The following is a 25598-nucleotide window of genomic DNA, read 5'->3' on the forward strand; positions in this document are numbered from 1 at the left end:
CTCAGCGCACTTTCCGCAGGACGAGCAGCGAACGTCCGACAACGGGTAGCTCGCCCCCGGCATGCACAGCCTGCTCAGCCCTGGAAGCCGGCTCCGCGGTGTCCAATTCGACGGTCCATTCCTGCGCGTAATCTTTTCCGGGGACGGCAAACTCGACCGACTCCTGATGCGCATTGAAGCACAGCAGGAACGAGTCATCCACCACCCGCTGACCGCGCATATCAGGCTCGCGGATCGCCTCACCGTTGAGGAAGACCATGATGCACTTGTCGAAGCCGTTGTCCCAATCGTCTTGGCTCATCTCCTGGCCGGCGGAGGTGAACCACGCAATGTCGCCGATCTCGTCGTCGTGGCGCACCGGGCGGCCCTCGAAGAACCGCCGTCGGCGAAACACCGGATGCTCTTTGCGGAGCTGTGTCACTTGGCGGGTGAAGGCCAGCAGATCGGCATTTGTGTCGGCCAGCGACCAGTCCATCCAGGCGAGTTCGGAGTCCTGACAGTAGGCGTTGTTGTTGCCCTGCTGAGTGCGGCCCAGTTCGTCACCGTGCGCGATCATCGGTGTGCCTTGGGACAGCAGCAGGGTGGCCAGCATGTTGCGCATCTGCCGCGCCCGCAGTTTCTGGACTTCCGGGTCATCGGTGGGGCCTTCGACTCCGCAGTTCCACGACCGGTTGTGACTCTCGCCGTCGGTGTTGTCGTCGCCGTTGGCCTCGTTGTGCTTGTCGTTGTAGGAGACCAGGTCATGCAACGTGAATCCGTCGTGGGCGACCACGAAGTTGATGCTGGCGCCGGGCCGACGCCCGGTGGCCTCGTAGAGGTCTGACGAACCGGTGAGCCGGGAGGCGAACTCCCCCAGCGTCTCCGGCTCGCCACGCCAGTAATCACGGACGGTGTCCCGGTACTTGCCGTTCCATTCGGTCCACAGTCCGGGAAAATTGCCGACCTGATAGCCGCCTTCACCGACGTCCCACGGCTCGGCGATCAACTTGACCTGACTGACCACCGGGTCCTGCTGGATCAGGTCGAAAAATGCCGAAAGGCGGTCCACGTCATAGAATTCGCGGGCCAACGTCGAGGCCAGGTCGAAGCGAAACCCGTCGACGTGCATCTCGGTCACCCAGTACCGCAGTGAGTCCATGATCAGCTGCAGGGCATGCGGATGGCGCGCGTTGAGGCTGTTGCCGGTGCCGGTGTAGTCCATGTACATGCTTCGGTCGTCGTCGACGAGCCGGTAGTAGGCGGCGTTGTCGATTCCCCGGAAGTTGATGGTCGGGCCGAGGTGGTTGCCCTCGGCGGTGTGGTTGTAGACCACGTCGAGGATCACCTCGATGCCGGCTTCGTGGAAGGTGCGCACCATGGTCTTGAATTCCGCGACCGCCGCCCCCGGCTGCCGATTTGCCGCGTACTGACTGTGCGGGGCGAAGAACCCGAAAGTGTTGTAGCCCCAATAGTTCCGCAGTCCCATCTCCAGCAGGCGGTCGTCGTGCATGAACTGGTGTACCGGCATCAGCTCGACAGCTGTCACGCCCAGTGCCGCAAGGTGGTCGATGACGACAGGGTGGGCCAAACCGGCATAGGTGCCGCGCAGTTCCTCGGGGATGTCCGGATGAGTCTGCGTCATGCCCTTGACGTGGGTCTCGTAGATGATGGTCTCGTTGTACGGAGTCTTGGGCGGCCGATCAGTTGCCCAGTCGAAGTACGGGTTGATCACCACGCTGGTCATGGTGTGCCCAAGCGAGTCGACCCTCGGCAGCGTGTCGGCCCGTGGCGGTTCCTCACCGGCTGCCATGTCGTAGGAGAACAGCGCCTGATTGGAGTCGAAGTCGCCGGTGAACGCCCTGCCGTACGGGTCCAGCAACAGTTTGCTGGGATCACAGCGATGTCCCGCCGGCGGGTCGAACGGCCCGTGTACCCGGAAGCCGTAGTTCTGTCCCGGCGACACCGTCGGCAGGTAGGCGTGCCAGACGTAGCCGTCCACCTCGTCGAGCGGGACGCAGGTCTGGTCGCCGTCGTCATCGATCAGGCACAGGTCGACGCTCTCCGCGATCTCCGAGAAGAGGGCGAAGTTGGTTCCCCCACCGTCGTAGCTGGCACCGAGCGGGGCGCTGTTGCCCGGCCAGACGGTGTGCGTAACGCTCATACTCACCCAACCTCGTCAGGACTTTCGATTCCACGCACCTTTGCCGGTGCTGGCTACCCGCCTGCCGGACGGTCAAACTATGGCCGCCTACGACATTACGGTGGCCGTTGTTGAAACGCCCCCAACGCGGGTATAGACGTTGTCGTGGTGGCTGATGACCTGCGCCGGCTGGCAACGGCACACGGCGTGGCGACCGCCTACCGCAACGAACGGCGCGAGTTGGTGCAGGTCGACACCGACGTCGTGGTCCGGGTGCTTCGGCTGCTCGAAGTCGAGGCCGGCAACGAAGCCGACCGTCGTCGTGAGTTGGCCAGGCTGAACGAACGCCGGCGTGCGGGTGCGGCGCCACCCACGGCCGCCGTCCGGGTGACCGGACTGCCCCTGTCGTTCCCGGGGGCCGCCGCGGTGCTGAGCGAGGACGGCGAGCGCACGGTGGTGCGCGATGAACTGCCCGCCGAGCTGGCTGCGGGCTGGTACCGACTTCAGCTGCGCAATGGCCAGGAAGTCACGCTGGTGGCGGCTCCCGCCCGGGTGCCGCAGGCGCCGGCCACGTGGGGATGGATGCTGCAGTTGTACGCGTTGCGGTCCGCGCGCTCCTGGGGCATCGGCGACCTGTCAGACCTGCGGGATTGGGTGGCCTGGACTGCCACCGAACACGGCGCCGGGGCGGTCCTGCTCAATCCGCTGCACGCGCCGGGACCGACGCATCCGGTGCAGCCGTCGCCGTATACGCCGTCGAGCCGGCGGTTTGCCAACCCGCTGGCACTGAGCATCGTCGACCTCGCCGCCTACCACCGCGCCGATCCGGACACCCGGGCGGAAGTCGACGCGCTACGGGTGGCTGCGGACACCGCGCGAATCGACTACGACCTGGTCTGGGCGGCCAAACGCGCGGCCCTGGAGTTGCTCTGGCGTGCCGAGGGTCGCCCCTGCCCCGTTGACGAGTCGTCGGAGAACAGGGCATTGCGCGACTGGGCGACCTACTGCGCGCTGGCCGAACGTCATGGCGGGCGGTGGTCGAGTTGGCCGGCGCCGCTGCGCGACGCAACCGGCTCAGCGGTCGCGGCGGCCCGCCGAGAGCTCGCGCCGCGGGTCGCGTTCCATGCCTGGGTGCAGCAGCGCTGCGCGGAGCAGCTGCTGGCGGTCCAGGCCGCCGCCAAAGACTCCGGCATGGCGCTGGGAGTGCTGCATGACCTGGCAGTCGGCGTCGACGGCGAGGGCGCCGATGCCTGGGCCCTGGCCGACGTGCTGGCCGTGCAGGCCAGTGTCGGTGCGCCTCCGGACACCTTCAGCCCTCGGGGCCAGGACTGGCGGCTACCGCCCTGGCGGCCGGACCGCTTGGCGGCCACCGGCTACACCGCGGTGCGCGACATGCTGCGGGCCGTGCTGGCCCACGCGGACGGTGTGCGCATCGACCACGTCGCCGGCTTGTGGCGGCTGTGGTGGATCCCACCCGGTGAGGGCCCCGATCGCGGTACCTACGTGCACTACGACGCCGACGTCATGCTCGCGGTTCTGGCGCTGGAGGCGCATCGCGCCAACGCGGTCGTCATCGGCGAGGACCTGGGAACCGTCGAACCGGAAGTCACCCGGGCACTGGCCGACAACGGAATGCTGGGCTGCGCGGTCTCCTGGTTCACCCGCGATGAGTCGGCCCCCGGCCAGCCGTTGCTTCCGCCGGCGAAGTGGCCGTCGCGGGTGGCCGCCAGCATTTCCACCCACGACCTGCCCACCGCGGCCGGGTTCTTCCGCGCCGAGCATGTGCGGGCACGCGCCACCCGGGGGCTGCTCGACGACGTGGCGGCCGCGCAGGCCGCCGCCGACAAAGAACGCGCCGAGTGGCTCGCGCTGCTGCGTTCCGAAGGGCTGCTGGGGCCCGAGGACACCGGGGCGCCGGATGAGCAGACGATCATCGACGCCCTGCACCGCTTCTTGGCGGCCACCCCGAGCCGGCTGAAGCTGGTCTCCCCTTACGACGTGCTGGCCGAGCCGTGTCAGCCCAACCTGCCCGGCACCGTCGACCAATACCCGAACTGGCGGCTGCCGCTGCCCCAACCTCTTGAGCAGCTGCAAGCCGACCCGAGGATCGCCCGCATCGCGGCGTTGTTCTCGCCCGACGAAGGTCACGAAACATCCGGCAGGTAATCACGTGCGGAATGGGGTACAAGTCGAGATATGGCCATCGACGCTCACCACGAATTTGGTCAGGACCCACCAGACCCCGCATCGGGTAGCCATGTCGAGGACGGCATCGTCGAGCACCCGAGCGCAGACGACTTCGGCGATGCCGCGGCACTGCCTGCGGACCCCGTCTGGTTCAAACGTGCGGTGTTCTACGAGGTGCTGGTCCGGGCGTTCTACGACTCCAACGGCGACGGCATCGGTGACCTGCGCGGCCTGACCGAGCAGCTGGACTACCTGCAGTGGCTCGGCGTCGACTGCCTGTGGCTGCCGCCGTTCTACGACTCGCCGTTGCGCGACGGCGGCTACGACATCCGGGACTTCTACAAGGTTTTGCCGGAGTTCGGCACCGTCGATGACTTCGTCGAACTGCTCGACGCTGCGCACCGACGGGGCATCCGGGTCATCACCGACCTGGTGATGAACCACACCTCCGACAGTCATCCGTGGTTTCAACAGTCGCGCCAGGACCCGGACGGCCCCCACGGCGACTACTACGTGTGGAGCGACACCAGCGAGCGGTACGCCGACGCACGGATCATCTTCGTCGACACCGAAGAGTCCAACTGGACCTTTGACCCGGTTCGCCGCCAGTTCTATTGGCACCGATTCTTCTCCCACCAGCCCGACCTGAACTACGACAACCCGGCGGTGCAGGAGGCCATGATCGACGTGCTGCGGTTCTGGCTGAACCTCGGCATCGACGGTTTTCGTTTGGACGCGGTGCCATACCTGTTCGAGAGAGAGGGAACCAACTGCGAAAACCTGCCCGAGACACATGATTTCCTGAAACGCTGCCGCAAGGTTGTCGACGACGAGTTCCCCGGCGCGGTGCTGCTGGCCGAGGCCAATCAATGGCCCACCGACGTGGTCGAATATTTCGGCGACCCCGACACCGGCGGCGACGAATGCCACATGGCATTCCACTTCCCGCTGATGCCACGCATTTTCATGGCGGTGCGCCGCGAGTCACGCTTCCCGATTTCAGAGATCATGGCGCAGACTCCGCCGATCCCGCATCTGGCGCAGTGGGGAATCTTCCTGCGCAACCATGACGAGTTGACCTTGGAGATGGTCACCGACGACGAGCGTGACTATATGTACGCCGAATACGCGAAAGACCCTCGGATGAAGGCGAATGTGGGGATCCGGCGCCGGCTGGCTCCACTGCTGGACAAAGACCGCAACCAGATCGAGCTGTTTACCGCCCTGTTGCTGTCGTTGCCCGGCTCCCCGATCCTCTACTACGGTGACGAGATAGGCATGGGGGACATCATCTGGCTGGGCGACCGGGACGCGGTGCGCACCCCGATGCAGTGGACACCCGACCGCAATGCCGGTTTCTCCACCGCGAACCCCGGTCGCCTCTATCTGCCGCCCATTCAAGACGCGGTCTACGGCCATCAGTCGGTCAACGTCGAATCGCAACGCGACACCTCGACGTCGTTGCTCAACTGGACCCGAACCATGCTCGCCATCCGGCGCCGTTATGAAGCTTTCGCCCTTGGCGGGTTCCGGGAATTGGGCGGGTCCAATCCGTCAGTGCTGGCCTACGTGCGGGAGATCTCGGGCGACGAGGGGAACACCGTCTTGTGCGTCAACAACCTGTCCCGGTTTCCGCAGCCGATCGAATTGAATCTGCAGCACTGGGACGGCCATACGCCGGTGGAACTCACCGGGTCCGTGGAATTTCCCCGAATCGGAAAACTCCCATACCTGCTCACGCTGCCCGGGCACGGCTTCTACTGGTTTCAGCTGTGCGAGCCATGCGAGTCGAAGGAGGACATGTCATGACTGGTGGCACCGGCGAACCAGCGGGCCTGCCGTGGGCGGAATGGCTACCGACCCGACGCTGGTACGCGGGACGGAATCGGCAACTGAGGAACGCAGATTCCGTTGTGGTGCAGGAGCTGGGTGACGGGCTGCAGCTGGTGCTGATCGATGTCGGCTACACCGACGGCACCGCCGATCGCTACCAGGTGATAGTCGCCTGGGACGTGGACCTGGCGCCGGAATACGCCCAGATCGCGATGATCGGAACCCATGCGGGCCACACCGCCTATGACGCGCTGTATGACGCCGCGACCACCCGAGTCTTGTTGTCACTGATCGATTCGTCGGCCCAGCGGGGCGACGTCACGTTCGCACCGGAGCCGGGGGCAGCGCTGCCGGTCCGGGCCGACTCTCGCGTATCGGAAGCCGAGCAGAGCAACACCAGCGTCATCGTCGAGGAGAAAGTGGTCCTCAAGGTGTTCCGGCGACCCAGAGACGGCATCAACCCGGACATCGAGCTCAACGCGGCGCTGGGCCGGGCCGCCAACCCCCACGTGCCGCGACTGTTGGGCTCCTACCGGATCGAGTTGCCGGGCGACTCCGGCGTGCTGACCTACGCATTGGGCATGGTCAGCGAATACGCGATGAACTCCGCCGAAGGCTGGGCGATGGCGACCGCGAGTGTGCGCGATCTGTTCGCCGAAGCCGACCTGTACGCCTATGAAGTGGGCGGCGACTTCGCCGGCGAGTCGTACCGGCTCGGTGAGGCTGTCGCGTCGGTGCACCGGACACTCGCCGAAAGCCTCGGGACGTCGGAGTCGGTCTTCCCGGCGCAGACGCTGCTGTCGCGGCTGGCGGCGACGGCGGAGACGGTGCCCGAGCTGCGCCCCCACATGGCTGCGATCGAACAACGATTCGCGGCACTGGCCGACGAGAAGATCACGGTGCAGCGAGTCCACGGCGACTTGCATCTGGGTCAGGTGCTGCGTACCCCGAACGGGTGGCTGCTGATCGATTTCGAAGGCGAGCCCGGCGCGCCGTTGTCGGAGCGTCGCAGGCCGGACTCGCCGCTGCGAGATGTCGCGGGGGTGCTGCGGTCCTACGAGTACGCCGCGTACGGGAAACTGGCCGACGTGTCGCGTGATGGCCACGACCGGCAACTGGCCACCCGCGCCCGCGAGTGGCTGGACCGCTGCCGCAGCGCCTTCTGTGAGGGCTATGGGGCCGAATCTGGCGCCGACCCGCGTGACAGCGCCGCGTTACTGGCCGCCTACGAAGTGGACAAGGCGGTCTATGAGGCCGGCTACGAGGCCCGCCACCGGCCGGCCTGGCTGCCCATTCCGCTGCGGGCGCTGACTCGGCTGACCGCCGCCTGACACCGCGTCGCAGCCATCACTGGGCAGGTTCGAGCCACAGCGCCGACAGCGGGGGCAGCACCAGTACGGCGGAGGCCGGGCGGCCGTGACGAGGCTCGTCGACGGCGTCCACGCCACCGAGATTGCCGGCGCCGCCGCCCTTGTAGTCGACGGCATCGGTGTTGAGTATCTCGCGCCACCGGCCGGCGAACGGCAGGCCCAGATGGTAGTCGGTGTGCGCCACACCGGAGAAGTTGAACACCGCCGCCAGCACCGATCCGTCCGCCGCGTAACGCAAAAAGCTCAGCACATTGTTGGCGGAGTCGTTGGCGTCGATCCAGGAATAACCGGCCGGGTTGATGTCTTGGCTCCACAGCGCGGGGCGGCTGCGGTACACGGCATTGAGATCGCGTGCCAGGCACTGGATTCCGGCAGAGAATCCGCCCTGTTCACCGGATGCGTCGAGCTGGAACCAGTCCAACCCCCGTTCCTGCGACCACTCGGCGCGCTGGCCGAACTCCTGGCCCATGAACAGCAGCTGCTTGCCGGGGTGCGCCCACTGGTAGGCCAGCAGGCTGCGCACCCCGGCCGCCTTGGCATGGTCGTCGCCAGGCATGCGGCTCCATAGCGTGCCCTTGCCGTGCACCACTTCGTCATGGCTGATGGGCAGCACGAAGTTCTCGCTGTAGGCATAGAGCATCGAGAAGGTCATCTCGTGGTGATGGTAGGAGCGGTGCACCGGGTCGTGACCGAGATAGGCCAGGGTGTCGTGCATCCAGCCCATGTTCCACTTCATCGAAAAGCCCAGCCCGCCAAGGCTTGTCGGCCTGGAAACGCCGGGCCACGAGGTCGATTCCTCCGCTATGGTGACGATACCGGGCGCCGACTTATGTGCGGTTGCGTTCATCTCCTGCAGGAACTGCACCGCCTCCAGATTCTCTCGACCGCCGTGGACGTTGGGTGTCCAGCCGCCCTCGGGTCGCGAGTAGTCCAGGTAGAGCATCGAGGCCACGGCATCCACCCGCAGCCCGTCGATGTGGAACTCGAGGAGCCAGTACAGCGCATTGGCCACCAAAAAGTTGCGCACTTCAGGCCGGCCGAAGTCGAACACATAGGTGCCCCAGTCGAGCTGCTCGCCGCGGTGCGGATCAGCGTGCTCGTACAGCGGGGTGCCGTCGAAGCGGCCCAATGCCCAGGCGTCTTTCGGGAAGTGCGCCGGCACCCAGTCCACAATCACTCCGATGCCGGCACGGTGCAGCGCGTCGACCAACGCACGGAAATCGTCGGGCGTGCCGAAGCGAGCGGTCGGCGCGTAGTACGAGGTGACCTGATAGCCCCACGACCCGCCGAACGGGTGCTCGGCGACCGGTAGCAGTTCGACGTGGGTGAACCCCTGCTGCACAACGTAGTCCGTCAATTCCACGGCAAGCTGCCGGTAGCTCAGCCCAGGGCGCCAGGACCCCAGATGGACCTCGTAGATGCTCATCGCCTCGAACGCCGGGTTGGCGGTGGCTCGCCGGCTCATCCAGTCGCTGTCGCTCCAGGTGTAGCGACTGGTAGTCACGCGCGACGCGGTGTGCGGCGGGGTTTCGGCGGCGAACGCCATCGGGTCGGCCCGCTCGGTGACGACATCGTCTGCGCCGTGAACCCGAAACTTGTACAGCCCGCCGACCGGAAAGTCCGGCCAGAACAGTTCCCACACACCGGAAGAACCGAGCGCCCGCATGGGCGCTCCGATACCGTCCCAACCGGTGATGTCACTGATCAAGCCGATTCCCTTGGCGTTGGGCGCCCATACCGCGAACGACACCCCGGTCACCGTCCCGTCCGGGGTGGTGAACGTGCGGGGATGGGCGCCAAGCACCTCCCAAAGCCGTTCGTGTCGCCCCTCGGCGAACAGGTGCAGGTCGATCTCGCCCAGCGTCGGCAGAAAGCGATACCCGTCCGCCACCACCAGCGGTTCGGCGGCGCCCGGATAGTCGATCTGCAGCCGATAGTCGATCAGGTCGGCGAACGGCAGCGTTGCGGCGAACAGCCCCTCGCCCAGGTGTTGCATCGGGATCCGGCTACCGCCGACCAAGACCGCCACCGCGTGCGCACCGGGGCGCAGAGTTCGGATCACGGTGTGTTCACCGTCGTCGTGGGCGCCGAGGATCGCGTGCGGGTCGTAGTGCACGCCGGACATCAGCCGGTCGACATCTTCGAGGTTCACGGCCAGCCCACCGGCCTGGTGTTTGCTTCGTGTCATCGGGTCTTCACCTCCGATGCAGTTGCTCGGTTCGCGCTTGCGCGCTCATCACCGGGTCGAGTCGCACGTAATTGTCCTGCCCCCATTGGTACTCCTCCCCGCTCTCGTCACGCACCCAGAACCGCTCGTAGGGCGCCATGCCCAGCACCGTGTCACCGCTGGCCGGATCAAATTTGCTGTAGGCCAACAGCGCGTCGTTGTCGATCGAGTGGAATCGCAGCGTGCGCAGTTGCTGCGGGGCGGGGTGCCTGCGGCAGGACACAACCGGCGTAACGCCATCGACCTCGATTCGGCCCGGCACCCAGTACTCCGTTCGTCGGCTGCGATTCCGACAGTGGGTACCCGCGGTGACGGAAAGCTACGCGACCGACGGCCAGCGCGACAGCGGTGAGCTACCCGCGCGGCAGCCCCAGCAGCCGCTCGGCGGCCAGCGTCAACAGGATCTGCTCGGTGCCCCCGGCGATCGACAGGCACCGAGTGTTGAGGAAGTCGTGCACCTCGCGCCCGGCCACCGCGCCGGCCCCGTCGGCCACGTCCATCCGGAACTCGGCCAGCTCCTGGCGATAGCGCACCCCGATCAGCTTGCGCACCGAGGACTCCGAGCCGGGGTCTTGGCCGCCGACCGCAAGCTGGGCGATGCGTTGATCCAGCAGCGAACCCGCCTGCGCGGCGATGATCAGCCGGGCCAGCCGCTCGGCGGTGGCGGTGTCGGGCTCCCGATCCGCCAGGGTCTTCAGCAGCTCCTCCATCGGGTTGCCCAACGCGGTGCCGCCGGCGATCGCGACGCGCTCGTTGGCCAGGGTGGTGCGGGCCAGCCGCCAGCCGTCATTGACGCCGCCGACCACCTGCTCGTCGGGGACGAATACGTCGTCGAGGAAGACCTCGTTGAACAGGGCCTCGCCGGTGATCTCCCGCAGCGGCCGGATGTCGATGCCCTCGGCGGCCATATCGACCAGGAAGTAGGTGATGCCCTTATGTTTGGGCGCGTCGGGATCGGTTCTGGCCAGGCAGACGCCCCACTGCGAGTCGTGGGCTCGCGACGTCCAGACCTTCTGACCGGTCAACCGCCAGCCGCCGTCGACCTTCACCGCCTTGGTGCGCAGCGCCGCCAGGTCTGAGCCGGCGCCCGGCTCGGAGAACAACTGGCACCAGAACACCTCACCGGTCAGAGTGGCCGGGATGAAGCGCTCGATCTGCTCGGGCGTGCCGTGCTCGAGAATCGTCGGAGCCGCCCACCAGCCGACCACCAGGTCGGGACGTCCGACGCCGGCCGCGGCGAGTTCCTGGTCGATCACCAGCTGCTCGGCGGGGCCGGCCGCGCGTCCGTAGGGCGCTGGCCAGTGCGGTGCCAGCAGGCCCGATTCGGCCAGCGCCACCTGACGCTGATCGGTCGGCAACGCCGCAATGCGGGCCACCTCCGCAGCGATCTCGGGCCGGACGTCGGTGGCCACATCGTCCGAGCCGAGGTCGACCTCCAGCCGGCGGCGCAGGCCGTCGCGGGTCAGTGCGGCGGTGCGGCGCAGCCAGCGCTCGGGCCCGCCCAGTGCCTGCCCGATGCCGTATGCCCGGCGCAGGTACAGGTGCGCGTCGTGCTCCCAGGTGATGCCGATGCCGCCGAGGACCTGGATGCAGTCCTTGGCATTGGCCTTGGCGGCGTCGATGCAGATGGCGGCGGCCACCGCGGCCGCAATCGCGAACTGCTGGTCATCGGGGTCGGCTGCGGCGCGCGCCACATCGCTGGCGGCCACGGCGGCCTGGTCGGCCCGGCACAGCATCTCCGCACACAGGTGCTTGACGGCCTGGAAGCTGCCGATCGGCTTGCCGAACTGTTCACGCACCTTGGCGTATTCGACGGCGGTGTCCAACGCCCAGCGGGCCACCCCGGCGGCCTCGGCGGCCAGCACCGTGACCACCAGGTTCTCCACCCGGCTGCCGGCCTCCAGCGGCACGGCCGGGGCTGCCGACAGCGTCACCTTGGCCAGTGGCCGGGAGAAGTCGGTGGCAGCCAGCGGCTCGACCACCACCCCGTCCGCGCGGGCGTCCACCAGGATCCAGGCCTGGCCGTCCTGGCCGGCTGGTAGCAGCAGCAGCCCGTCGGTGGTGGCGCCGAGCACCCGATCCGCGGTGCCGGTGGCCTGGCCGGCCGCGGCATCGAAACTCACCGTCGCCGCGGACGGGTCGGTCACCACCCCGGCCACCCGTTCGCCGGCGGCCAGGGCTTCGGCCAGCGCCGGATCGGTGACCACCAGGGTGGCCAGCGCGGTGGTCGCCACCGGCCCGGGGACCAGGGCCTTCGCGGCCTCGTCGACCATCGCGCAGAGATCCTCGAGACGCCCGCCGGCCCCGCCGGACTCCTCGGGCACCGCCACCCCGAACAGGCCCAGCTCGGCCAGGCGCGCGAAAACGGCTCGCCAGGAATCGGTTTCGCCCAATTCCGCGGCACGAATCGCCTCGGTGGTGCCCGCGGCGGCGGCCCAGTCGCGGACCAGCTCGCGGGCAGCGAGCTGTTCGTCGGTGGTACTCACGGACACGCTGGGCTCCTCCGGGTCGAAACGGGCTTGGGAGAGGCGGGTCACGAACGCCCCCACCAACCACTAGAACGTGTTCTAATAGTGCCAGCGTCCGAGCGTCAAGTCGAACCGTTGTGGCTGGACACGTTGGGTCCGGCCGGCGTCGGGAGTACGGAAACTCGACACCGCGGTGCGTATCGTTATGGGCCAGCAGATCGACGGAGGGAGCCGCGCAGCACATGACGTCACCAGCTGAGGGCACCGCGGGCCGCGGATCGGCCAGCCAACCGCGCGAGGTGGTCAACGTCGCTGTGCTGACTGAATCCGACCTGGGCTCCGAAGCGCAACGCGAACGCCGCAAGCGCATCCTCGACGCGACGCTGGCGATCGCCTCCAAGGGAGGCTACGACGCGGTGCAGATGCGTGCGGTCGCCGACCGTGCGGACGTGGCCGTCGGCACCCTGTACCGCTACTTCCCTTCGAAGGTTCACCTACTGGTCTCGGCGATGGGCCGGGAGATCGCGCGGGTGGACACCAAGACCGATCCGGCGACGTTCGCCGCCACCACTCGCCACCAGCGGCTCAACCTGGTGGTCAACAAACTCAACCGCGCGATGCAGCGCAACCCGCTGCTCACCGAGGCCATGACCCGGGCCTATGTCTTCGCCGACGCCTCGGCGGCCGGCGAAGTCGACCATGTCCAGAAATTGATCGACTCGATGTTCGCCGGGGCCATGAGCGACGGCGAGCCCACCGAGGAGCAGTACCACATCTCCCGGGTGATCTCGGATGTGTGGCTGTCCAACCTGCTCGCCTGGCTGACCCGGCGGGCGTCGGCCACCGATTTCAGCACCCGCCTGGACCTGGCGGTCCGGTTGCTGATCGGCGACGACGACAGTCCCAAGGTCTAGTCCCAGTTTCGAAGAAGATGCGCACCGGTTCACCAGATTCAGAACCGGTGGCGGATCCGATTCCGCGCCGGCTGGCGCACGCGCTGGACCTGTTGAACTTCACCCTGGCCGACGTGCGCGACGGGCTGGGCCCCTATCTGTCGGTCTACCTGCTGGTGACCCACCATTGGGACCAGGCGTCGATCGGCCTCGTGATGGCGATCGGCGGGATCGCCGCGGTCGTGGCGCAGACCCCGGTGGGTGCCTTGGTCGACCGAACCACCGCCAAGCGCGCACTGCTCGTTGTCGGTGCGCTGGCGGTCACGGCGGCGGCATTGGCCATGCCGCTGTTCCCCGGCTTCTACAGCGTCGCGGCGTTGCAGTTGCTGACCGGAATCGCGGCTTCGGTGTTCGCTCCGGCGCTGGCCGCGATCACCCTCGGTGTGGTCGGTCCACGTATGTTCGCAAAACGGCTCGGCCGCAACGAATCGTTCAACCACGCCGGCAATGCCGCGACCGCGGCCGCCACCGGGGGCCTGGCCTACTTCTACGGCCCGGTCGTGGTGTTCTGGATGCTGGCCGCCATGGCCGCGCTGAGCGTGGTGGCGACGCTGCGCGTCCCCGACTCCGCGATCGATCACGACGTCGCCCGGGGCATGGATCATCTGGCCGGCGAGCCCCATCCGCAGCCATCGGGATTCGCGGTGCTGCTGCGCAACCGGCAACTGCTGGTGTTCGGCGCGACCGTGGTGATGTTCCACTTCGCCAACGCGGCGATGCTGCCGTTGGTCGGCCAGGAACTGGCTCTGGTCAACACCGAGGTCGGCACCGCTCTGATGGCGGCGTGCATCGTGGCCGCCCAGCTGGTGATGGTGCCGGTGGCCTATCTGACCGGCTCCAAAGCCGATGTCTGGGGTCGCAAACCGATCTTCCTGGTGGGGTTCGCGGTGCTGACCTTCCGGGGGCTGCTCTACCCGGTCTGGGACAACTCCTACTGGCTGGTCGGGGTGCAGTTGCTCGACGGGGTGGGAGCGGGGATCTTCGGTGCACTGTTCCCGCTGGTGGTGCAGGATGTCACGCACGGCACCGGCCGCTTCAACGTCAGCCTGGGGGCCATCACCGCGGCCTGCGGTGTCGGCGCCGCTTTGTCGAACTTCATCGCCGGCCATATCGTCTCGGCCGCCGGCTACGACACGGCGTTCATCGCCCTGGCAGCGGTGGCCGGCGCGGGTTTCGTGCTCTACCTGACCGCGATGCCCGAGACAGCCAGGATCAGGGGCGCCACCGCCGCCCCGTTAGCCTGAGCGGATGCGTCTCAAGCTCGGCCGCCCCGACATCGGCCGGTACACCGACCGGTTCGACGTACCCTCCGCGGCGCCGGGCGCGCCGCTGTCGATGACCTGGCTCGGGGTCTCCACACTGCTGGTTGACGACGGGTCGTCGGCGCTGATGACCGACGGCTTCTTCTCCCGGCCCGGCCTGCTGCGGGCGGCGTTCGGCAAGCTGTCACCGTCACCGGCCCGCATCGACGGCTGCCTGTCCCGCGCCGGGGTGCAGGAGCTGGCGGGGATCATCGCGGTGCACACCCACTTCGACCATGTGATGGACTCGGCGGTGGTCGCCGAGCGCACCGGGGCGGTCTTGGTGGGCGGCGAGTCGACCGCCAATGTCGGACGCGGGCACGGTCTGTCCGAGGATCGACTCGTCGTCGCCGCCCCGGCCGAACCGATCACGTTGGGCTCCTACGACGTCACCCTGGTCGAGTCGCATCATTGCCCACCGGATCGGTTTCCCGGACTGATCACCGAACCGGTCATACCACCGGTGCCGACCGCGGCGTACCGGTGCGGTGAGGCATGGTCGGTGCTGGTGGCCCACCGCCCGTCCGGCCGACGCCTGTTGATCGTCGGCAGCGCCGGGTTCATCCCCGGGGCACTGGCCGGGCACCGCGCCGAGGTCGCGTACCTGGGCGTGGGCCAGCTCGGCTTGCAGCCCCGGCAATACCTGGTGGACTACTGGTCGGAAACGGTGCGCGCGGTCGGAGCCAAGACGGTGGTGGCGATCCACTGGGACGACTTCTTCTGGCCGCTGTCGAAACCGTTGCGCGCCTTGCCCTACGCCGGCGACGACCTCGACGTCACGATGCGGGTTCTCAGCGAGCTCGCCGAGGCCGACGGGGTCGGGCTACACCTGCCCACGGTGTGGCGTCGTGAGGATCCGTGGGCCTGAACCTGGCTCTCGCACTGCTGCTGCTTGCCGTGGTGCTGGGGTTCGCGGTGGCCCGCCCGCGGGGCTGGCCGGAGATGTTCGCGGCAGTGCCGGCCGCGGTCATCCTGGTTGCCACCGGCGCGATCTCGATGCACGACGCAGTCGCCGAAGCGGCCACGCTGCTGCACGTCGTCGCGTTCCTGGGCGCGGTGCTGGTGCTGGCGCAGCTCTGTGACGACGAGGGCCTGTTCGAGGCGGCCGGCGCGGCGATGGCACGTGCCGACGTCGGCCCGCCGCACCATCTGCTGCGCCGCGTCTTCGTGATCGCCGCGGGTCTGACCGCGGTGCTGAGCCTGGACGCGACGGTGGTGCTGCTGACGCCAGTGGTGCTGATGATGGCCCGCCGCCGCCACGCCCCGATGCGCCAACACGCTTACGCGACCGCGCACCTGGCCAACACGGCGTCGCTGCTGCTGCCGGTGTCGAACCTGACCAATCTGCTGGCGTTCAACCAAGCCGGCTTGTCGTTCGTGAGGTTCACCGCGCTGATGACGGCGCCGTGGCTGGCCACCACCGCGGTCGTCTACCTGATCTTCCGCTGGTTTTTCCGGGCCGATCTGCGGGCCTCACCGGTGCATCAGCACGCCGGCCCGCCGCCCCCGGTTCCGGTGTTCGTGCTGGTGGTGCTGGGGCTGACGCTCGCCGGTTTCGTGGTCGCCGAGACATTCGGCGTACCGGCGGCGTGGGCGGCCGTCGCGGGTGCGGCCGTGTTGGCCGCCCGAGGGCTGGCACAGCGGCGCAGCACCCCGGCCGGCATTCTGCGGGCCGCCAACCCCGGCTTCCTGGTGTTCGTGCTGGCCCTCGGCGTGGTGGTGCGCGCCGTCGTCGACAACGGGCTGGGCGCACAGATGACCACGGTGCTGCCGGCGGGATCGGGTCTGCCGGCGCTGCTGGGCATCGCGGCGGTGGCCGCAGTGCTGGCCAACGTGGTCAACAATCTGCCGGCGACGCTGGTGCTGGTGCCCTTGGTGGCACCGAGCGGCCCACTCGCGGTGCTGGCGGTGTTGATCGGGGTCAACATCGGCCCCAACCTCAGCTACACCGGCTCGCTGTCGAACCTGCTGTGGCGCCGGGTGTTGCGCCGCTATGGCGTTGCGGCCGGAGTCGGCGAATACACCCGCCTGGGGCTGTGCACGGTTCCGGCCACGCTGGGAGTGGCAGTGCTGGCCCTGTGGGCCGGTGCTCGGCTGCTCGGTGTCTAACCGACCCGGTAGGCGGGCGGCAACGGCATACCGAGCTCGGCCATGACGGCACGCGCCCGCGCCGGATAGTCGGTGATGATTCCGTCGACTCCTGCGGCGATCTGCCGGCGCATGGCGTCGGCGTCGTTGACCGTCCACGGGATCACCCGCAGCCCAGCCGCATGTGCGCGTTGCACGAATGCTCGATCCACCACCGAGTAGTCCGGCGACACGACGTCGGCGCCGGCCGCCACCGCGCCGGAGATCGGGTCGGGCCCCTCCTCCCAGAGCGCGACCAGCGGAATGGCCGGTTCGGCGGCGCGCACCAACGCCAGGGTGCGCCAGTCGAAGCTCTGGATGTCGACGGCGTCCAGCTTGCCGGCGGCGCGCACCGCAGCCAGGGTCACGTCGACGATCTGCTGCGGGTTGTGCGCGTCGACCTTGGTCTCGATGTTGTAGCGGATGCCCGTGTGGCCGGCGAGCGCGAAGACCTCCGGCAAAGTCGCGATCACGTTGTGCCGCAACACTTCCGCGTCAGGGAACTCCGGCAGTAGCTGTCCGCAGTCCAGGGTGTGGATCTGGGCGAGGGTGAGATCGGCTACCCGCTTGCCCACGTACGGGTAGTCGGGGTCGCCGACGAAGGCCGGGCCGGTGTCGGCGCACTTCGCCGGTTCGATCACCGGGTCGTGCCACACCAGCGGCTGGGCATCGCGAGTCAACACGATGTCCAACTCCAGCGTGCTGACCCCCAGCTCGAGCGACTTGGCGAAGGCCCGCAGCGACTCCTCGGTGGTCTCGCCCCGGCCGCCGCGATGCGCCTGCAGATCGAACGTCGGCGGTTGCGCGGCGGCCGTTGACGACGGACTCACCACCGCGGCGACCAGCGCCGCCGCGAGGAAAGCGCGGCGAATCACCGTCGCTGGCGGGCGATCTCGGCCAGTACCACCCCGGCGGCCACCGATGCGTTGAGCGACTCGGTGGGTCCGGACATCGGAATCGACACGATGGCGTCGCAGTTCTGCCGGACCAGTCGGGACAGCCCCTTGCCCTCGGAACCGACGACCAGCACCATCGGGCCGGCGCCGTCGAGGTCGTCGACCATGGTGTCGCCGCCGGCGTCCAGCCCGACGATCTGCAGGCCGCGGTCCGCCCACGCTTTCAGGGTTTGGTTCAGGTTTGCCGCCCGTGCCACCGGAATGCGCGCTGCCGCACCGGCACTGGTGCGCCACGCCACCGCGGTCACCGACGCCGAGCGACGCTGCGGGATCACCACGCCGTGTCCGCCGAACGCCGCCACCGAGCGCACGATGGCTCCCAGGTTGCGTGGATCGGAGATGTTGTCCAGCGCGACCAGCAGCGCAGGCGCGGCATCCTGCCGGGCGGCGGCCAGCAGATCGTCGGGGTGGGCATAGGCGTACGGCGGAACCTGCAGCGCGATGCCCTGGTGCAGACCATTGGTGGTCATCTTGTCCAGGTCGGACCGCGGAACCTCCAGGATCGGCAATCCGGAATCGGCTGCCCGGGTGACCGATTCGGTCAGGCGCTCATCGGCCTCGGCCCCCAGCGCCACATACAGCGCGGTGGCCGGGATTCCGGCACGCAGGCACTCCAGGACCGGGTTGCGGCCCAGCACGGTCTCGTTCTCGTCGGTGCGCTTGGCGGTCCGGTAGGCGCGCTGTTTGGCCGCGCGTTTGGCCGCTTTGGCCGCCGGGTGGTATTCGCGCTTGTGGGCCGGCGGCGTGGCGCCGCGGCCTTCGAGCCCGCGTCGCCGCTGGCCGCCGGAGCCGACCGTCGGGCCCTTCTTGGTGCCGGGCTTGCGCACCGCACCCTTGCGCTTGGAATTTCCGGCCATCTACTCAGACCCCTCCACCAGCAGTGACCATTGCGGACCATCCCCGGTGTCGGTGACCTCGATGCCGGCGTCCTTGAGTCGGCAGCGGATCTCGTCGGCCAGTTGCCAATCCCGTTCCGCGCGAGCGGTTTCCCGGCGTTCCAGCTCGGCGCGAACCAGGACGTCGACCGCAGCCAGCGCCGCGGAGGTCTCATCGCGCGACTCCCAGCGCTCGTTGAGCGGGTCGCAGCCCAGCACGTCCATCATCGCCCGGATCGCACCAGCCGCGGCCAGCGCGCCCTCGTGGTCGCCGGAGTCCAGCGCCCGGTTGCCCTCCGCGCGTGTCCGGTGCACCTCGGCCAGGGCGATCGGCACCGACAGGTCGTCGTCGAGCGCGGCGGCGAACCGCGGTGTCCAGGTGCCCAGATTCACCGCACCCACCCGGCTGCGCACCCGGTGCAAGAAGTCCTCGATGCCGACGTAGGCGTTGACGGCGTCGCGCAGCGCGGTCTCGGAGAACTCGAGCATCGACCGGTAGTGCGCGCTGCCCAGGTAGTACCGCAGTTCGGCGGGCCGAACCCGCTGCAGCACCGCCGACATCGACAGCACATTGCCCAGCGACTTGCTCATCTTCTCGCCGCCCAGGGTGACCCAGCCGTTGTGCAGCCAATAGTTCGCGAATCCGTCCCCGGCGGCGCGACTCTGGGCGATCTCGTTCTCATGGTGCGGGAAGACCAGATCCATCCCACCGCAGTGGATGTCGAATTCGGCGCCGAGGTAGGTCCGGGCCATCGCCGAACACTCCAGGTGCCAGCCCGGACGGCCCGGTCCCCACGGCGTGGGCCAGCTGGGCTCACCGGGCTTGGCGCCTTTCCACAGCGTGAAGTCGCGCGGATCGCGCTTGCCGGTGGCGACCCCCTCGCCCTGGTGCACGTCGTCGATCCGATGACCGGACAGCTGGCCGTAGTCGGGGTAGCTGAGCACGTCGAAGTACACGTCGCCGCCGCCGGTGTAGGCGTGTCCGGAGTCGATCAGGCGCTGGATCAGCTCGACCATCTGGGTGATGTGTCCGGTGGCGCGCGGTTCGGCCGACGGCGGCAGCACCCCCAGCGCGTCATAGGCGGCGGTGAACTCACGTTCGTAGGTGGCGGCCCACTCCCACCAGGGCCGGCCCGCCGCGGCGGCCTTGGTGAGGATCTTGTCGTCGATGTCGGTCACGTTGCGCACGAAGGCGACGTCGTAGCCACGGGCGGTGAGCCACCGGCGCAATACGTCGAACGCCACGCCGCTGCGGACATGGCCGATATGCGGCGGCGCCTGCACGGTGGCACCGCATAGATAAATAGACACATGACCGGGCCGCAGCGGGATAAATTCACGCACGGCGCCGGTTGCCGTGTCGTGCAGCCGCAGGCTGGGGCGATCGGTCACGACGGGCCAGCTTACCGGGCGCCGGGTCTTCGACCGCCACGCGCGCCGCTACCAGGGGATTGCCAGGAACGGCTACCAACTGCCGCATCGGTGGACAGGTGGTGTGACGTGGCATATATTGCGGCAGTGAGTAAACGTCTGGTGGCAGTCTCGGGTGCACTCTTGGCTGCGGTCGCATTCGCAGGTAGCGCGACGGCATACGCCGATGAGCCGAACAACAACCAGCAGCAGCAGCCTCAGCCCGCCGAACTGGTGTCTGCGCCGGTCCAGCAGGCAGCACCGGCCGAGCAGGAGATCACGCCCGCCGAGCAGGCGATCGCGCCGGGCCAGCAGGAGATGGTGCAGGACGCCCAGGCCGAGCAGCAGCGGCAGCAGGCGGAGCAGCAGGCCGACCAGATGGGTCAGACCGCCACCACCGCCGGCGCCGGCGCCAGCACCGCCAGTATGGCTGCGATGGGTCCCCAGATCGGCATGCAGATGGCGATGATGGCCCCGATGTTGGCGATGTACGCGCCGATGCTGGCCACGCCGGCGATGAGCCTCTTTACCAGCTCAGCGGCCTCCACCGTAGCCAACTCCTCGAACGACGCCGCCGCCGCCGGTTCGGCCGCGGCTACCGACGCTTTGAACTTGGGAGCCCCGGAAGTCGGCTCGGCCGCGGCATCGCTGCCCTTCAATCTGGGTGCGGACCTGACCCCGAGCCTCGACCTCTCCCCTGACCTTTTTGCGGGGGGCGCGGACCTCTTGAGTGGCGCCGGGGCTGACCTTGCCGGCGTTGGAGCGGACGCCGCAACCGGCGCAGGAGCGGACGCCGCATCGGCAGCTGCCGCAGCCGCCGCCGATGCCGCAGCCGCCGCGGGAGCTGATGCTGCTGCCAACGCGGGTGCAGGCGCTGCCGACCTTGCCGCAGCCCTTGCTGCGGACACCGCTGGCGTAGGTGCCGACATCGGCACGGCGGCGGCCACCGAAATCACTTGTGGCGTCCTCGGCGCTATCTTCGGCGTCTGCTGACCGGACTGCCGAACTAAGCAGGCACCACCAACGCGGTAGCCACCGCGGCCAGTCCCTCGCCTCGACCGGTGAGTCCCAGGCCGTCGGTGGTGGTTGCCGACACCGAAACCGGTGCGCCCAGCAATTCCGACAGCAGCTGCTGCGCTTCGGCACGGCGGGGCCCCACCTTCGGCCGGTTGCCTATGACCTGCACCGCGGCGTTCCCGATCACGAACCCGCTCTCGGCGAGCAGTTCGCGCACGTGGCCGAGCATCACAGCACCGGTTACTCGTGCCCAGCGGGGCTCGTCGACGCCGAACACCGTCCCCAGGTCCCCCAACCCTGCCGCCGACAGCAGCGCGTCACACAGGGCGTGTGCGGCCACATCGCCGTCGGAGTGCCCCGCGCAGCCGTCGGCGTCGGGAAACAGCAACCCCAACAGCCAGCAGGGCCGTCCCGGCTCGATCGGATGCACGTCGGTGCCCAAGCCGACCCGCGGCAGCGCGCTCACCGGTTGACCACGGCCTCGGCCAGCACCGCATCCAGCGCGGTGGTGATCTTGAAGGCCAGCGGATCGCCTTCGACGGTCTGGACCTGGCCGCCGACGTGTTCAACCATCGAGGCGTCGTCGGTGAACTGCGTGCCCGCTCCGGCCTGCTGGTAGGCCCGCAACAGCAGGTCGGCGGCGAAGCCCTGCGGTGTCTGCACGGCCCGCAGGCCGGCCCGCTCGGGCGTGCCCAGGACCGTGCCGTTCGCGTCGACCGCCTTGATGGTGTCGGCGACCGGGAGCGCCGGAACGACGGCGCGGTACCCGGCATGCAAGGCCTCGACCACCCGGGCCACCAGCGACGGTGGGGTCAGGGGTCGCGCCGCGTCATGGACCAGCACGAATTCGGGATCCCCGGCACTCTCCAGCGCCAGCCGCACCGAGTCGACACGATGCGCACCCCCGGCCACCACGGTGGCCGTCCCGCCCAGGATCAGCTTGGCCTCATCGGTGCGATCGGGTGGCACCGCGACCACAACCTGGTCGACCACCCCGGATTCCCGCAGCCCCGCCACGGCGCGCTCGACCAGCGTCACGCCGCCCAGCAGAAAGAATGCTTTCGGTACGCCGGCACCGAGCCGCACACCCGAACCGGCGGCCGGCACCACGGCTACTGTGGTTGCCACCTATTTCCCGGCAGCTCAGGACGCCGCGGCCAGCACCTCGTCGAGGATGGTCTCCGCCTTGGCGTCATCGGTGTTCTCGGCCAGGGCCAGCTCACCGACCAGGATCTGACGCGCCTTGGCCAGCATCCGCTTCTCGCCGGCGGACAGGCCGCGCTCCTGGTCACGCCGCCACAGGTCACGAACAACCTCGGCTACCTTGTGCACGTCGCCGGAGGCGAGCTTCTCCAGGTTGGCCTTGTAGCGACGCGACCAGTTGGTCGGTTCCTCGGTGTGCGGGGCACGCAACACCTGGAAGACCTTGTCCAGGCCTTCTTGGCCGACAACGTCACGCACACCGACATATTCGGCATTTTCAGCGGGAACTCGAACGGTGAGGTCGCCCTGCGCCACCTTGAGGACCAGATAGTCCTTTTGCTCGCCTTTGATGGTCCGGGTTTCAATCGCCTCGATCAACGCTGCACCGTGGTGTGGATATACGACGGTGTCTCCGACCTTAAAGATCATCTGATTTGAGCCCCTTTCGCTACCCCATGCTAACACGCCGCCACAACACGCGACCACCAACGGTGCAGGTCAGGGGCACCGCAGCCCCAGAAGGGGGGTTGACAGCACGACAGAAGCGTGCTGGGTCAATCCTGATCGGAGCCTGATCAGGGCTGGTCGACGGGGGTCGCGGACGACCCGCAACCCTGCGCTACCGCCATGAGATGGTTGCTACTACAGTGCATAGTCACAAGTCGCGACGGCCGAGCAGGAGACCATACGTGAACTCGTTCAGCAGGGCCTTCAACAAGGCTGCGATCGCGCTGGTTGCTGCGGCGGCGCTGGCCGGCTGCGGTACCGGACAGATCTCTCAGACCGCTGACCAGGCATCCGCGGTCAATGGCGCCTCGGCCACCGTCGGCAACCTGGCCCTGCGCGACGTGCGCATCCAGGCGACGCAGACCGGCGACGCGTTGGAGCCCGGCGAGACCGTCGACCTGGTGTTCGCGGTCAGCAATCAGTCGACCGACTCCGACGACGAGCTGACCGACATCAAGACCTCGATCGGCAAGGTGTCACCGACCGGCAGCAAGACCGTGCCCGTCGGCGGCGTCCTGGTCTTCAGCGCCCCGGCCGGTCCCGACCTGCCGACCGCTCCCGCCGCCAAGGCGCTGCCCGAGGTCGCCAACGCCAACACCGCCTCGGCGACGGTGACCCTGGACAAGGCGATCCGCAACGGGCTCACCTACGACTTCACCTTCACCTTCAAGAAGGCCGGCGACGTGCGCGTGGACGTGCCGATCTCGGCCGGCCCGGTTTCACACCACTGACGCGAGCGCGTCACCGCCGACACTGTCGGACCTAGCCGATACGGTCGCCGAGTGGCCAAGGCACGTTCGCTCTTTCGCTGTTCGGAATGCGGGAACACCACCGCGAAGTGGTTGGGCCGCTGCCCGGAGTGCGGTAGCTGGGGCGGTATCGACCCGGTAGGCGAAGCAGCCGCACCGGCGGGCGGGCTGCGGCCGGCGACACCGGCACGGCCCGCGGTGCCGATCAGCTCCATCGAGGCGGGTCGCGCACGACCGGCGCCGACCGGTGTCACCGAACTCGACCGGGTGTTGGGCGGCGGTGTGGTCCCCGGCTCGGTCACGCTGCTGGCCGGCGATCCCGGCGTCGGCAAATCCACGCTGCTGCTCGAGGTCGCCCACCGCTGGGCGCTGGCCGGGCGCCGGGCGCTGTACGTGTCCGGAGAGGAGTCCGCGGGGCAGATCCGGCTGCGCGCCGAGCGCACCGGTTGCAGCCACGACGAGATCTACCTGGCCTCCGAATCGGACCTGCAGACCGTATTGGGCCACATCGAGGCGGTGCGGCCCACCCTGGTGGTAGTCGATTCGGTGCAGACCGTCGCGGCCGCCGACACCGACGGTGTGGCCGGCGGGGTCACCCAGGTGCGGGCCGTCACGGCCGCCCTGACCGCGGCCGCCAAGAGTGCCGATGTGGCGTTGGTCCTGGTCGGACACGTGACAAAGGACGGCGCGATCGCCGGCCCGCGTTCCCTGGAGCACCTCGTCGATGTGGTGCTGCACTTCGAGGGCGACCGCAACTCGGTGCTGCGGATGGTGCGGGCGGTCAAGAATCGGTTCGGCGCCACCGACGAGGTGGGCTGCTTCCTGCTCCGCGACGACGGCATCGAGGGGATCGCCGACCCGTCCGGTCTCTTCCTGGAGCAGCGCAGCGAGCCGGTGCCGGGCACCGCGATCACCGTCGCCCTGGATGGCAAGCGCCCGCTGATCGGCGAAGTCCAGGCGCTGCTGGCCAAACCGGCGGGCGGCTCGCCGCGGCGTGCGGTCAGCGGTATCGACCACGCCCGGGCCGCCATGATCACCGCGGTGCTCGACAAGCACGCCGAGCTGCCGATCGCGGCCGGCGACATCTACCTGTCCACGGTCGGCGGTATGCGGTTGACTGACCCGTCCACGGACCTGGCCGTCGCCATCGCGCTGGCCTCGGCGTATTCGGATCTGCCGCTGCCGGCGACCACCGTGGTGGTGGGCGAAGTCGGCCTGGCCGGTGACCTGCGGCCGATCAGCGGGATGGACCGCCGGCTCGCCGAGGCGGCCCGGCTCGGATTCACCACCGCGCTCACTCCCCCGGGCGCCCCGGCCACCGTCGGCGGCCTGCGTACCGTGCCGGCCGCCAACATCGTTGCCGCGCTGCACCACCTGGTCGAGATCGCTGACCGGCGCGGCGGCCATCTGGCCCCGCCGCAGCTACTGGATCGAAGCTAGCGCCAACCCGGGGGGATCAGTTGCCCGGCGGCGGAGCGTCCGGCGGGGGCACGTCCTGGCCCGGCGGCGGCATGTCCGGCGACGGCTCAGTAAGCATGAACGGCACCGTCGCGGATCGCAGATTGCCGAGTTGGACGACGAGGTTGTAGGTGCCGGGTCCGATCGGCTGCCGCGGCAGTGGGCACTGCGGCGCCGAACCCATTCCGGTCCAGGTCACCGTGGTGGTCACCTGCTCGCCGGGGTCGAAGGTCTTCACCAGGGTCTCGTTGGACGGCGCGCAGTCCAGGTTCGACCACAACCGCTGGTTGTCCAGCGAGTAGACGTAGGCGGCCAGCACCGCGGCACCCACGTCCCGCTTGCAGGCGACCAGCCCGATGTTGGTGACAACCATGGTGAATTGGGGCTGTTCACCCACCGTGTACTGCGGGCCGGTCAATCCCTTGACCGCCAGCGTCGAGTCGGGGCAGTCGTCGCCCTCCTTGAGCACCGGGGGCGGGGTCACCGCGGCGGTCGGGGTCGGTGCTTGCGGTGGGGCCTGCTCGGCGGGAGCCACCACGGGGGTCTTGACCTCTTCGGGCGAGGAGTTCTGCGGCTTGGCGTGCTGCGCGGCGGCGGCCTTCTTCCCGTCGGCATTGTCGGCACCGGCGCTGCCATGGACGATGCCGAAGATGATGGCCGACACGACTGCAATCACGATGAGCACAATGCCCAGCGCGAGGCCACGTCGTCGCCAATAGATCTGCGAAGGCAGCGGACCCTGCGGTTCCAAATCGAGCACGTTCTCACGGTAGGACGACCTCACCGCGAGTTGTCCGACCCTTCGCGGCGTGTCGTAGCCGCGTTGTGACCTTCGACG

At 68.5% G+C, this 25598-nt stretch carries 20 protein-coding genes and 1 pseudogene; 10 read left to right on the forward strand and 11 right to left on the reverse strand.

The window, feature by feature from the left end:
- Position 1: 1 nt before the first annotated feature.
- Entirely contained in the window at positions 2 to 2140 is a 2139-nt protein-coding gene (gene glgX, locus K3U94_RS21060; protein ID WP_220694907.1) for a glycogen debranching protein GlgX, read from the reverse strand.
- Between the two features lie 144 nt (positions 2141 to 2284).
- Here glgX and malQ point away from each other — a divergent pair, with 144 nt between their 5' ends.
- The 3 genes from malQ to K3U94_RS21075 are packed head-to-tail and all read left to right on the forward strand — an operon-like array spanning position 2285 to position 7470.
- Entirely contained in the window at positions 2285 to 4285 is a 2001-nt protein-coding gene (gene malQ, locus K3U94_RS21065) for a 4-alpha-glucanotransferase (RefSeq protein WP_220694908.1), read from the forward strand.
- A gap of 30 nt (positions 4286 to 4315) precedes the next feature.
- Positions 4316 to 6115: a maltose alpha-D-glucosyltransferase gene (treS, locus tag K3U94_RS21070; protein WP_047320688.1), complete on the forward strand. Its 1800-nt coding sequence runs from the start codon at positions 4316 to 4318 to the stop codon at positions 6113 to 6115.
- Positions 6112 to 7470, forward strand: a complete 1359-nt coding sequence (locus K3U94_RS21075; protein ID WP_220694909.1) for a maltokinase N-terminal cap-like domain-containing protein — start codon at positions 6112 to 6114, stop codon at positions 7468 to 7470. The genes treS and K3U94_RS21075 overlap by 4 nt, the downstream gene beginning before the upstream one ends.
- 16 nt (positions 7471 to 7486) lie before the next feature.
- Here K3U94_RS21075 and glgB read toward each other — a convergent pair whose 3' ends face one another.
- The 3 genes and pseudogenes from glgB to K3U94_RS21090 form a co-directional block, all read right to left on the reverse strand.
- Positions 7487 to 9697, reverse strand: a complete 2211-nt coding sequence (glgB, locus tag K3U94_RS21080; RefSeq protein WP_220694910.1) for a 1,4-alpha-glucan branching protein GlgB — start codon at positions 9695 to 9697, stop codon at positions 7487 to 7489.
- A gap of 7 nt (positions 9698 to 9704) precedes the next feature.
- A pseudogene (locus tag K3U94_RS21085) lies at positions 9705 to 9950 on the reverse strand (alpha-1,4-glucan--maltose-1-phosphate maltosyltransferase); the annotation flags it as partial.
- A 139-nt stretch (positions 9951 to 10089) separates the two neighbouring features.
- Positions 10090 to 12228 (reverse strand): acyl-CoA dehydrogenase family protein, encoded by a 2139-nt coding sequence (locus K3U94_RS21090; RefSeq protein ID WP_220694911.1) that lies wholly within the window; start codon positions 12226 to 12228, stop codon positions 10090 to 10092.
- A 218-nt stretch (positions 12229 to 12446) separates the two neighbouring features.
- Here K3U94_RS21090 and kstR point away from each other — a divergent pair, with 218 nt between their 5' ends.
- The 4 genes from kstR to K3U94_RS21110 are packed head-to-tail and all read left to right on the forward strand — an operon-like array spanning position 12447 to position 16567.
- The gene (gene kstR / locus K3U94_RS21095) at positions 12447 to 13118 is read left to right on the forward strand and encodes a cholesterol catabolism transcriptional regulator KstR (RefSeq protein WP_047320684.1); all 672 of its coding nucleotides are present in this window, start codon (positions 12447 to 12449) and stop codon (positions 13116 to 13118) included.
- Between the two features lie 47 nt (positions 13119 to 13165).
- Positions 13166 to 14401, forward strand: a complete 1236-nt coding sequence (locus K3U94_RS21100) for an MFS transporter (RefSeq protein WP_230987266.1) — start codon at positions 13166 to 13168, stop codon at positions 14399 to 14401.
- 4 nt (positions 14402 to 14405) lie between these two features.
- Entirely contained in the window at positions 14406 to 15326 is a 921-nt protein-coding gene (locus K3U94_RS21105) for an MBL fold metallo-hydrolase (protein WP_220694913.1), read from the forward strand.
- Positions 15323 to 16567: an SLC13 family permease gene (locus tag K3U94_RS21110; RefSeq protein ID WP_220696893.1), complete on the forward strand. Its 1245-nt coding sequence runs from the start codon at positions 15323 to 15325 to the stop codon at positions 16565 to 16567. Before K3U94_RS21105 ends, K3U94_RS21110 begins: the two co-directional genes overlap by 4 nt.
- On the opposite strand, the gene K3U94_RS21115 is transcribed toward K3U94_RS21110, so the two are convergent.
- From K3U94_RS21115 to cysS, 3 genes are read right to left on the reverse strand one after another with little or no spacing between them, the layout of a single operon-like run.
- On the reverse strand, positions 16564 to 17460 hold the full coding sequence (locus K3U94_RS21115; RefSeq protein WP_434084883.1) for a glycerophosphodiester phosphodiesterase family protein: 897 nt from the start codon (positions 17458 to 17460) through the stop codon (positions 16564 to 16566). The genes K3U94_RS21110 and K3U94_RS21115 overlap by 4 nt on opposite strands.
- Positions 17457 to 18398, reverse strand: a complete 942-nt coding sequence (gene rlmB, locus K3U94_RS21120; protein WP_047320680.1) for a 23S rRNA (guanosine(2251)-2'-O)-methyltransferase RlmB — start codon at positions 18396 to 18398, stop codon at positions 17457 to 17459. The genes K3U94_RS21115 and rlmB overlap by 4 nt, the downstream gene beginning before the upstream one ends.
- Entirely contained in the window at positions 18399 to 19808 is a 1410-nt protein-coding gene (gene cysS / locus K3U94_RS21125; RefSeq protein WP_047320679.1) for a cysteine--tRNA ligase, read from the reverse strand.
- 126 nt (positions 19809 to 19934) lie between these two features.
- Here cysS and K3U94_RS21130 point away from each other — a divergent pair, with 126 nt between their 5' ends.
- Positions 19935 to 20819, forward strand: coding sequence for a hypothetical protein (locus K3U94_RS21130; protein ID WP_220694914.1), 885 nt, complete (start codon positions 19935 to 19937; stop codon positions 20817 to 20819).
- A 13-nt stretch (positions 20820 to 20832) separates the two neighbouring features.
- Here K3U94_RS21130 and ispF read toward each other — a convergent pair whose 3' ends face one another.
- From ispF to carD, 3 genes are read right to left on the reverse strand one after another with little or no spacing between them, the layout of a single operon-like run.
- Positions 20833 to 21309, reverse strand: coding sequence for a 2-C-methyl-D-erythritol 2,4-cyclodiphosphate synthase (gene ispF / locus K3U94_RS21135; RefSeq protein ID WP_220694915.1), 477 nt, complete (start codon positions 21307 to 21309; stop codon positions 20833 to 20835).
- Positions 21306 to 21971 carry a 2-C-methyl-D-erythritol 4-phosphate cytidylyltransferase gene (gene ispD, locus K3U94_RS21140; protein ID WP_220694916.1) on the reverse strand — a complete coding sequence of 222 codons (666 nt, stop codon included), beginning with the start codon at positions 21969 to 21971 and terminating at the stop codon, positions 21306 to 21308. The genes ispF and ispD overlap by 4 nt, the downstream gene beginning before the upstream one ends.
- Before the next feature lie 15 nt (positions 21972 to 21986).
- On the reverse strand, positions 21987 to 22475 hold the full coding sequence (carD, locus tag K3U94_RS21145; protein WP_013830798.1) for an RNA polymerase-binding transcription factor CarD: 489 nt from the start codon (positions 22473 to 22475) through the stop codon (positions 21987 to 21989).
- A gap of 260 nt (positions 22476 to 22735) precedes the next feature.
- Here carD and K3U94_RS21150 point away from each other — a divergent pair, with 260 nt between their 5' ends.
- Both K3U94_RS21150 and radA read left to right on the forward strand, forming a co-directional pair.
- Entirely contained in the window at positions 22736 to 23284 is a 549-nt protein-coding gene (locus tag K3U94_RS21150; RefSeq protein WP_230987267.1) for a copper chaperone PCu(A)C domain-containing protein, read from the forward strand.
- A gap of 51 nt (positions 23285 to 23335) precedes the next feature.
- Entirely contained in the window at positions 23336 to 24742 is a 1407-nt protein-coding gene (gene radA, locus K3U94_RS21155) for a DNA repair protein RadA (RefSeq protein WP_220694917.1), read from the forward strand.
- Positions 24743 to 24758: 16 nt separating this feature from the next.
- Here radA and K3U94_RS21160 read toward each other — a convergent pair whose 3' ends face one another.
- On the reverse strand, positions 24759 to 25520 hold the full coding sequence (locus K3U94_RS21160; RefSeq protein WP_220694918.1) for a hypothetical protein: 762 nt from the start codon (positions 25518 to 25520) through the stop codon (positions 24759 to 24761).
- Between the last annotated feature and the right edge of the window lie 78 nt (positions 25521 to 25598).

The organism is Mycolicibacter heraklionensis, assembly GCF_019645815.1.
GTDB classification, from domain to species: Bacteria; Actinomycetota; Actinomycetes; order Mycobacteriales; family Mycobacteriaceae; genus Mycobacterium; species Mycobacterium heraklionense.

Bases quoted from the DNA above. Each gene is read 5' to 3' on its own strand.
- kstR (WP_047320684.1), top strand. From the start codon at position 12,447: ATGACGTCACCAGCTGAGGGCACCGCGGGCCGCGGATCGGCCAGCCAA.
- glgB (WP_220694910.1), bottom strand. From the start codon at position 9,697: ATGACACGAAGCAAACACCAGGCCGGTGGGCTGGCCGTGAACCTCGAA.
- treS (WP_047320688.1), top strand. From the start codon at position 4,316: ATGGCCATCGACGCTCACCACGAATTTGGTCAGGACCCACCAGACCCC.
- K3U94_RS21105 (WP_220694913.1), top strand. From the start codon at position 14,406: ATGCGTCTCAAGCTCGGCCGCCCCGACATCGGCCGGTACACCGACCGG.
- carD (WP_013830798.1), bottom strand. From the start codon at position 22,475: ATGATCTTTAAGGTCGGAGACACCGTCGTATATCCACACCACGGTGCA.
- rlmB (WP_047320680.1), bottom strand. From the start codon at position 18,398: ATGGCCGGAAATTCCAAGCGCAAGGGTGCGGTGCGCAAGCCCGGCACC.
- K3U94_RS21075 (WP_220694909.1), top strand. From the start codon at position 6,112: ATGACTGGTGGCACCGGCGAACCAGCGGGCCTGCCGTGGGCGGAATGG.
- glgX (WP_220694907.1), bottom strand. From the start codon at position 2,140: ATGAGCGTTACGCACACCGTCTGGCCGGGCAACAGCGCCCCGCTCGGT.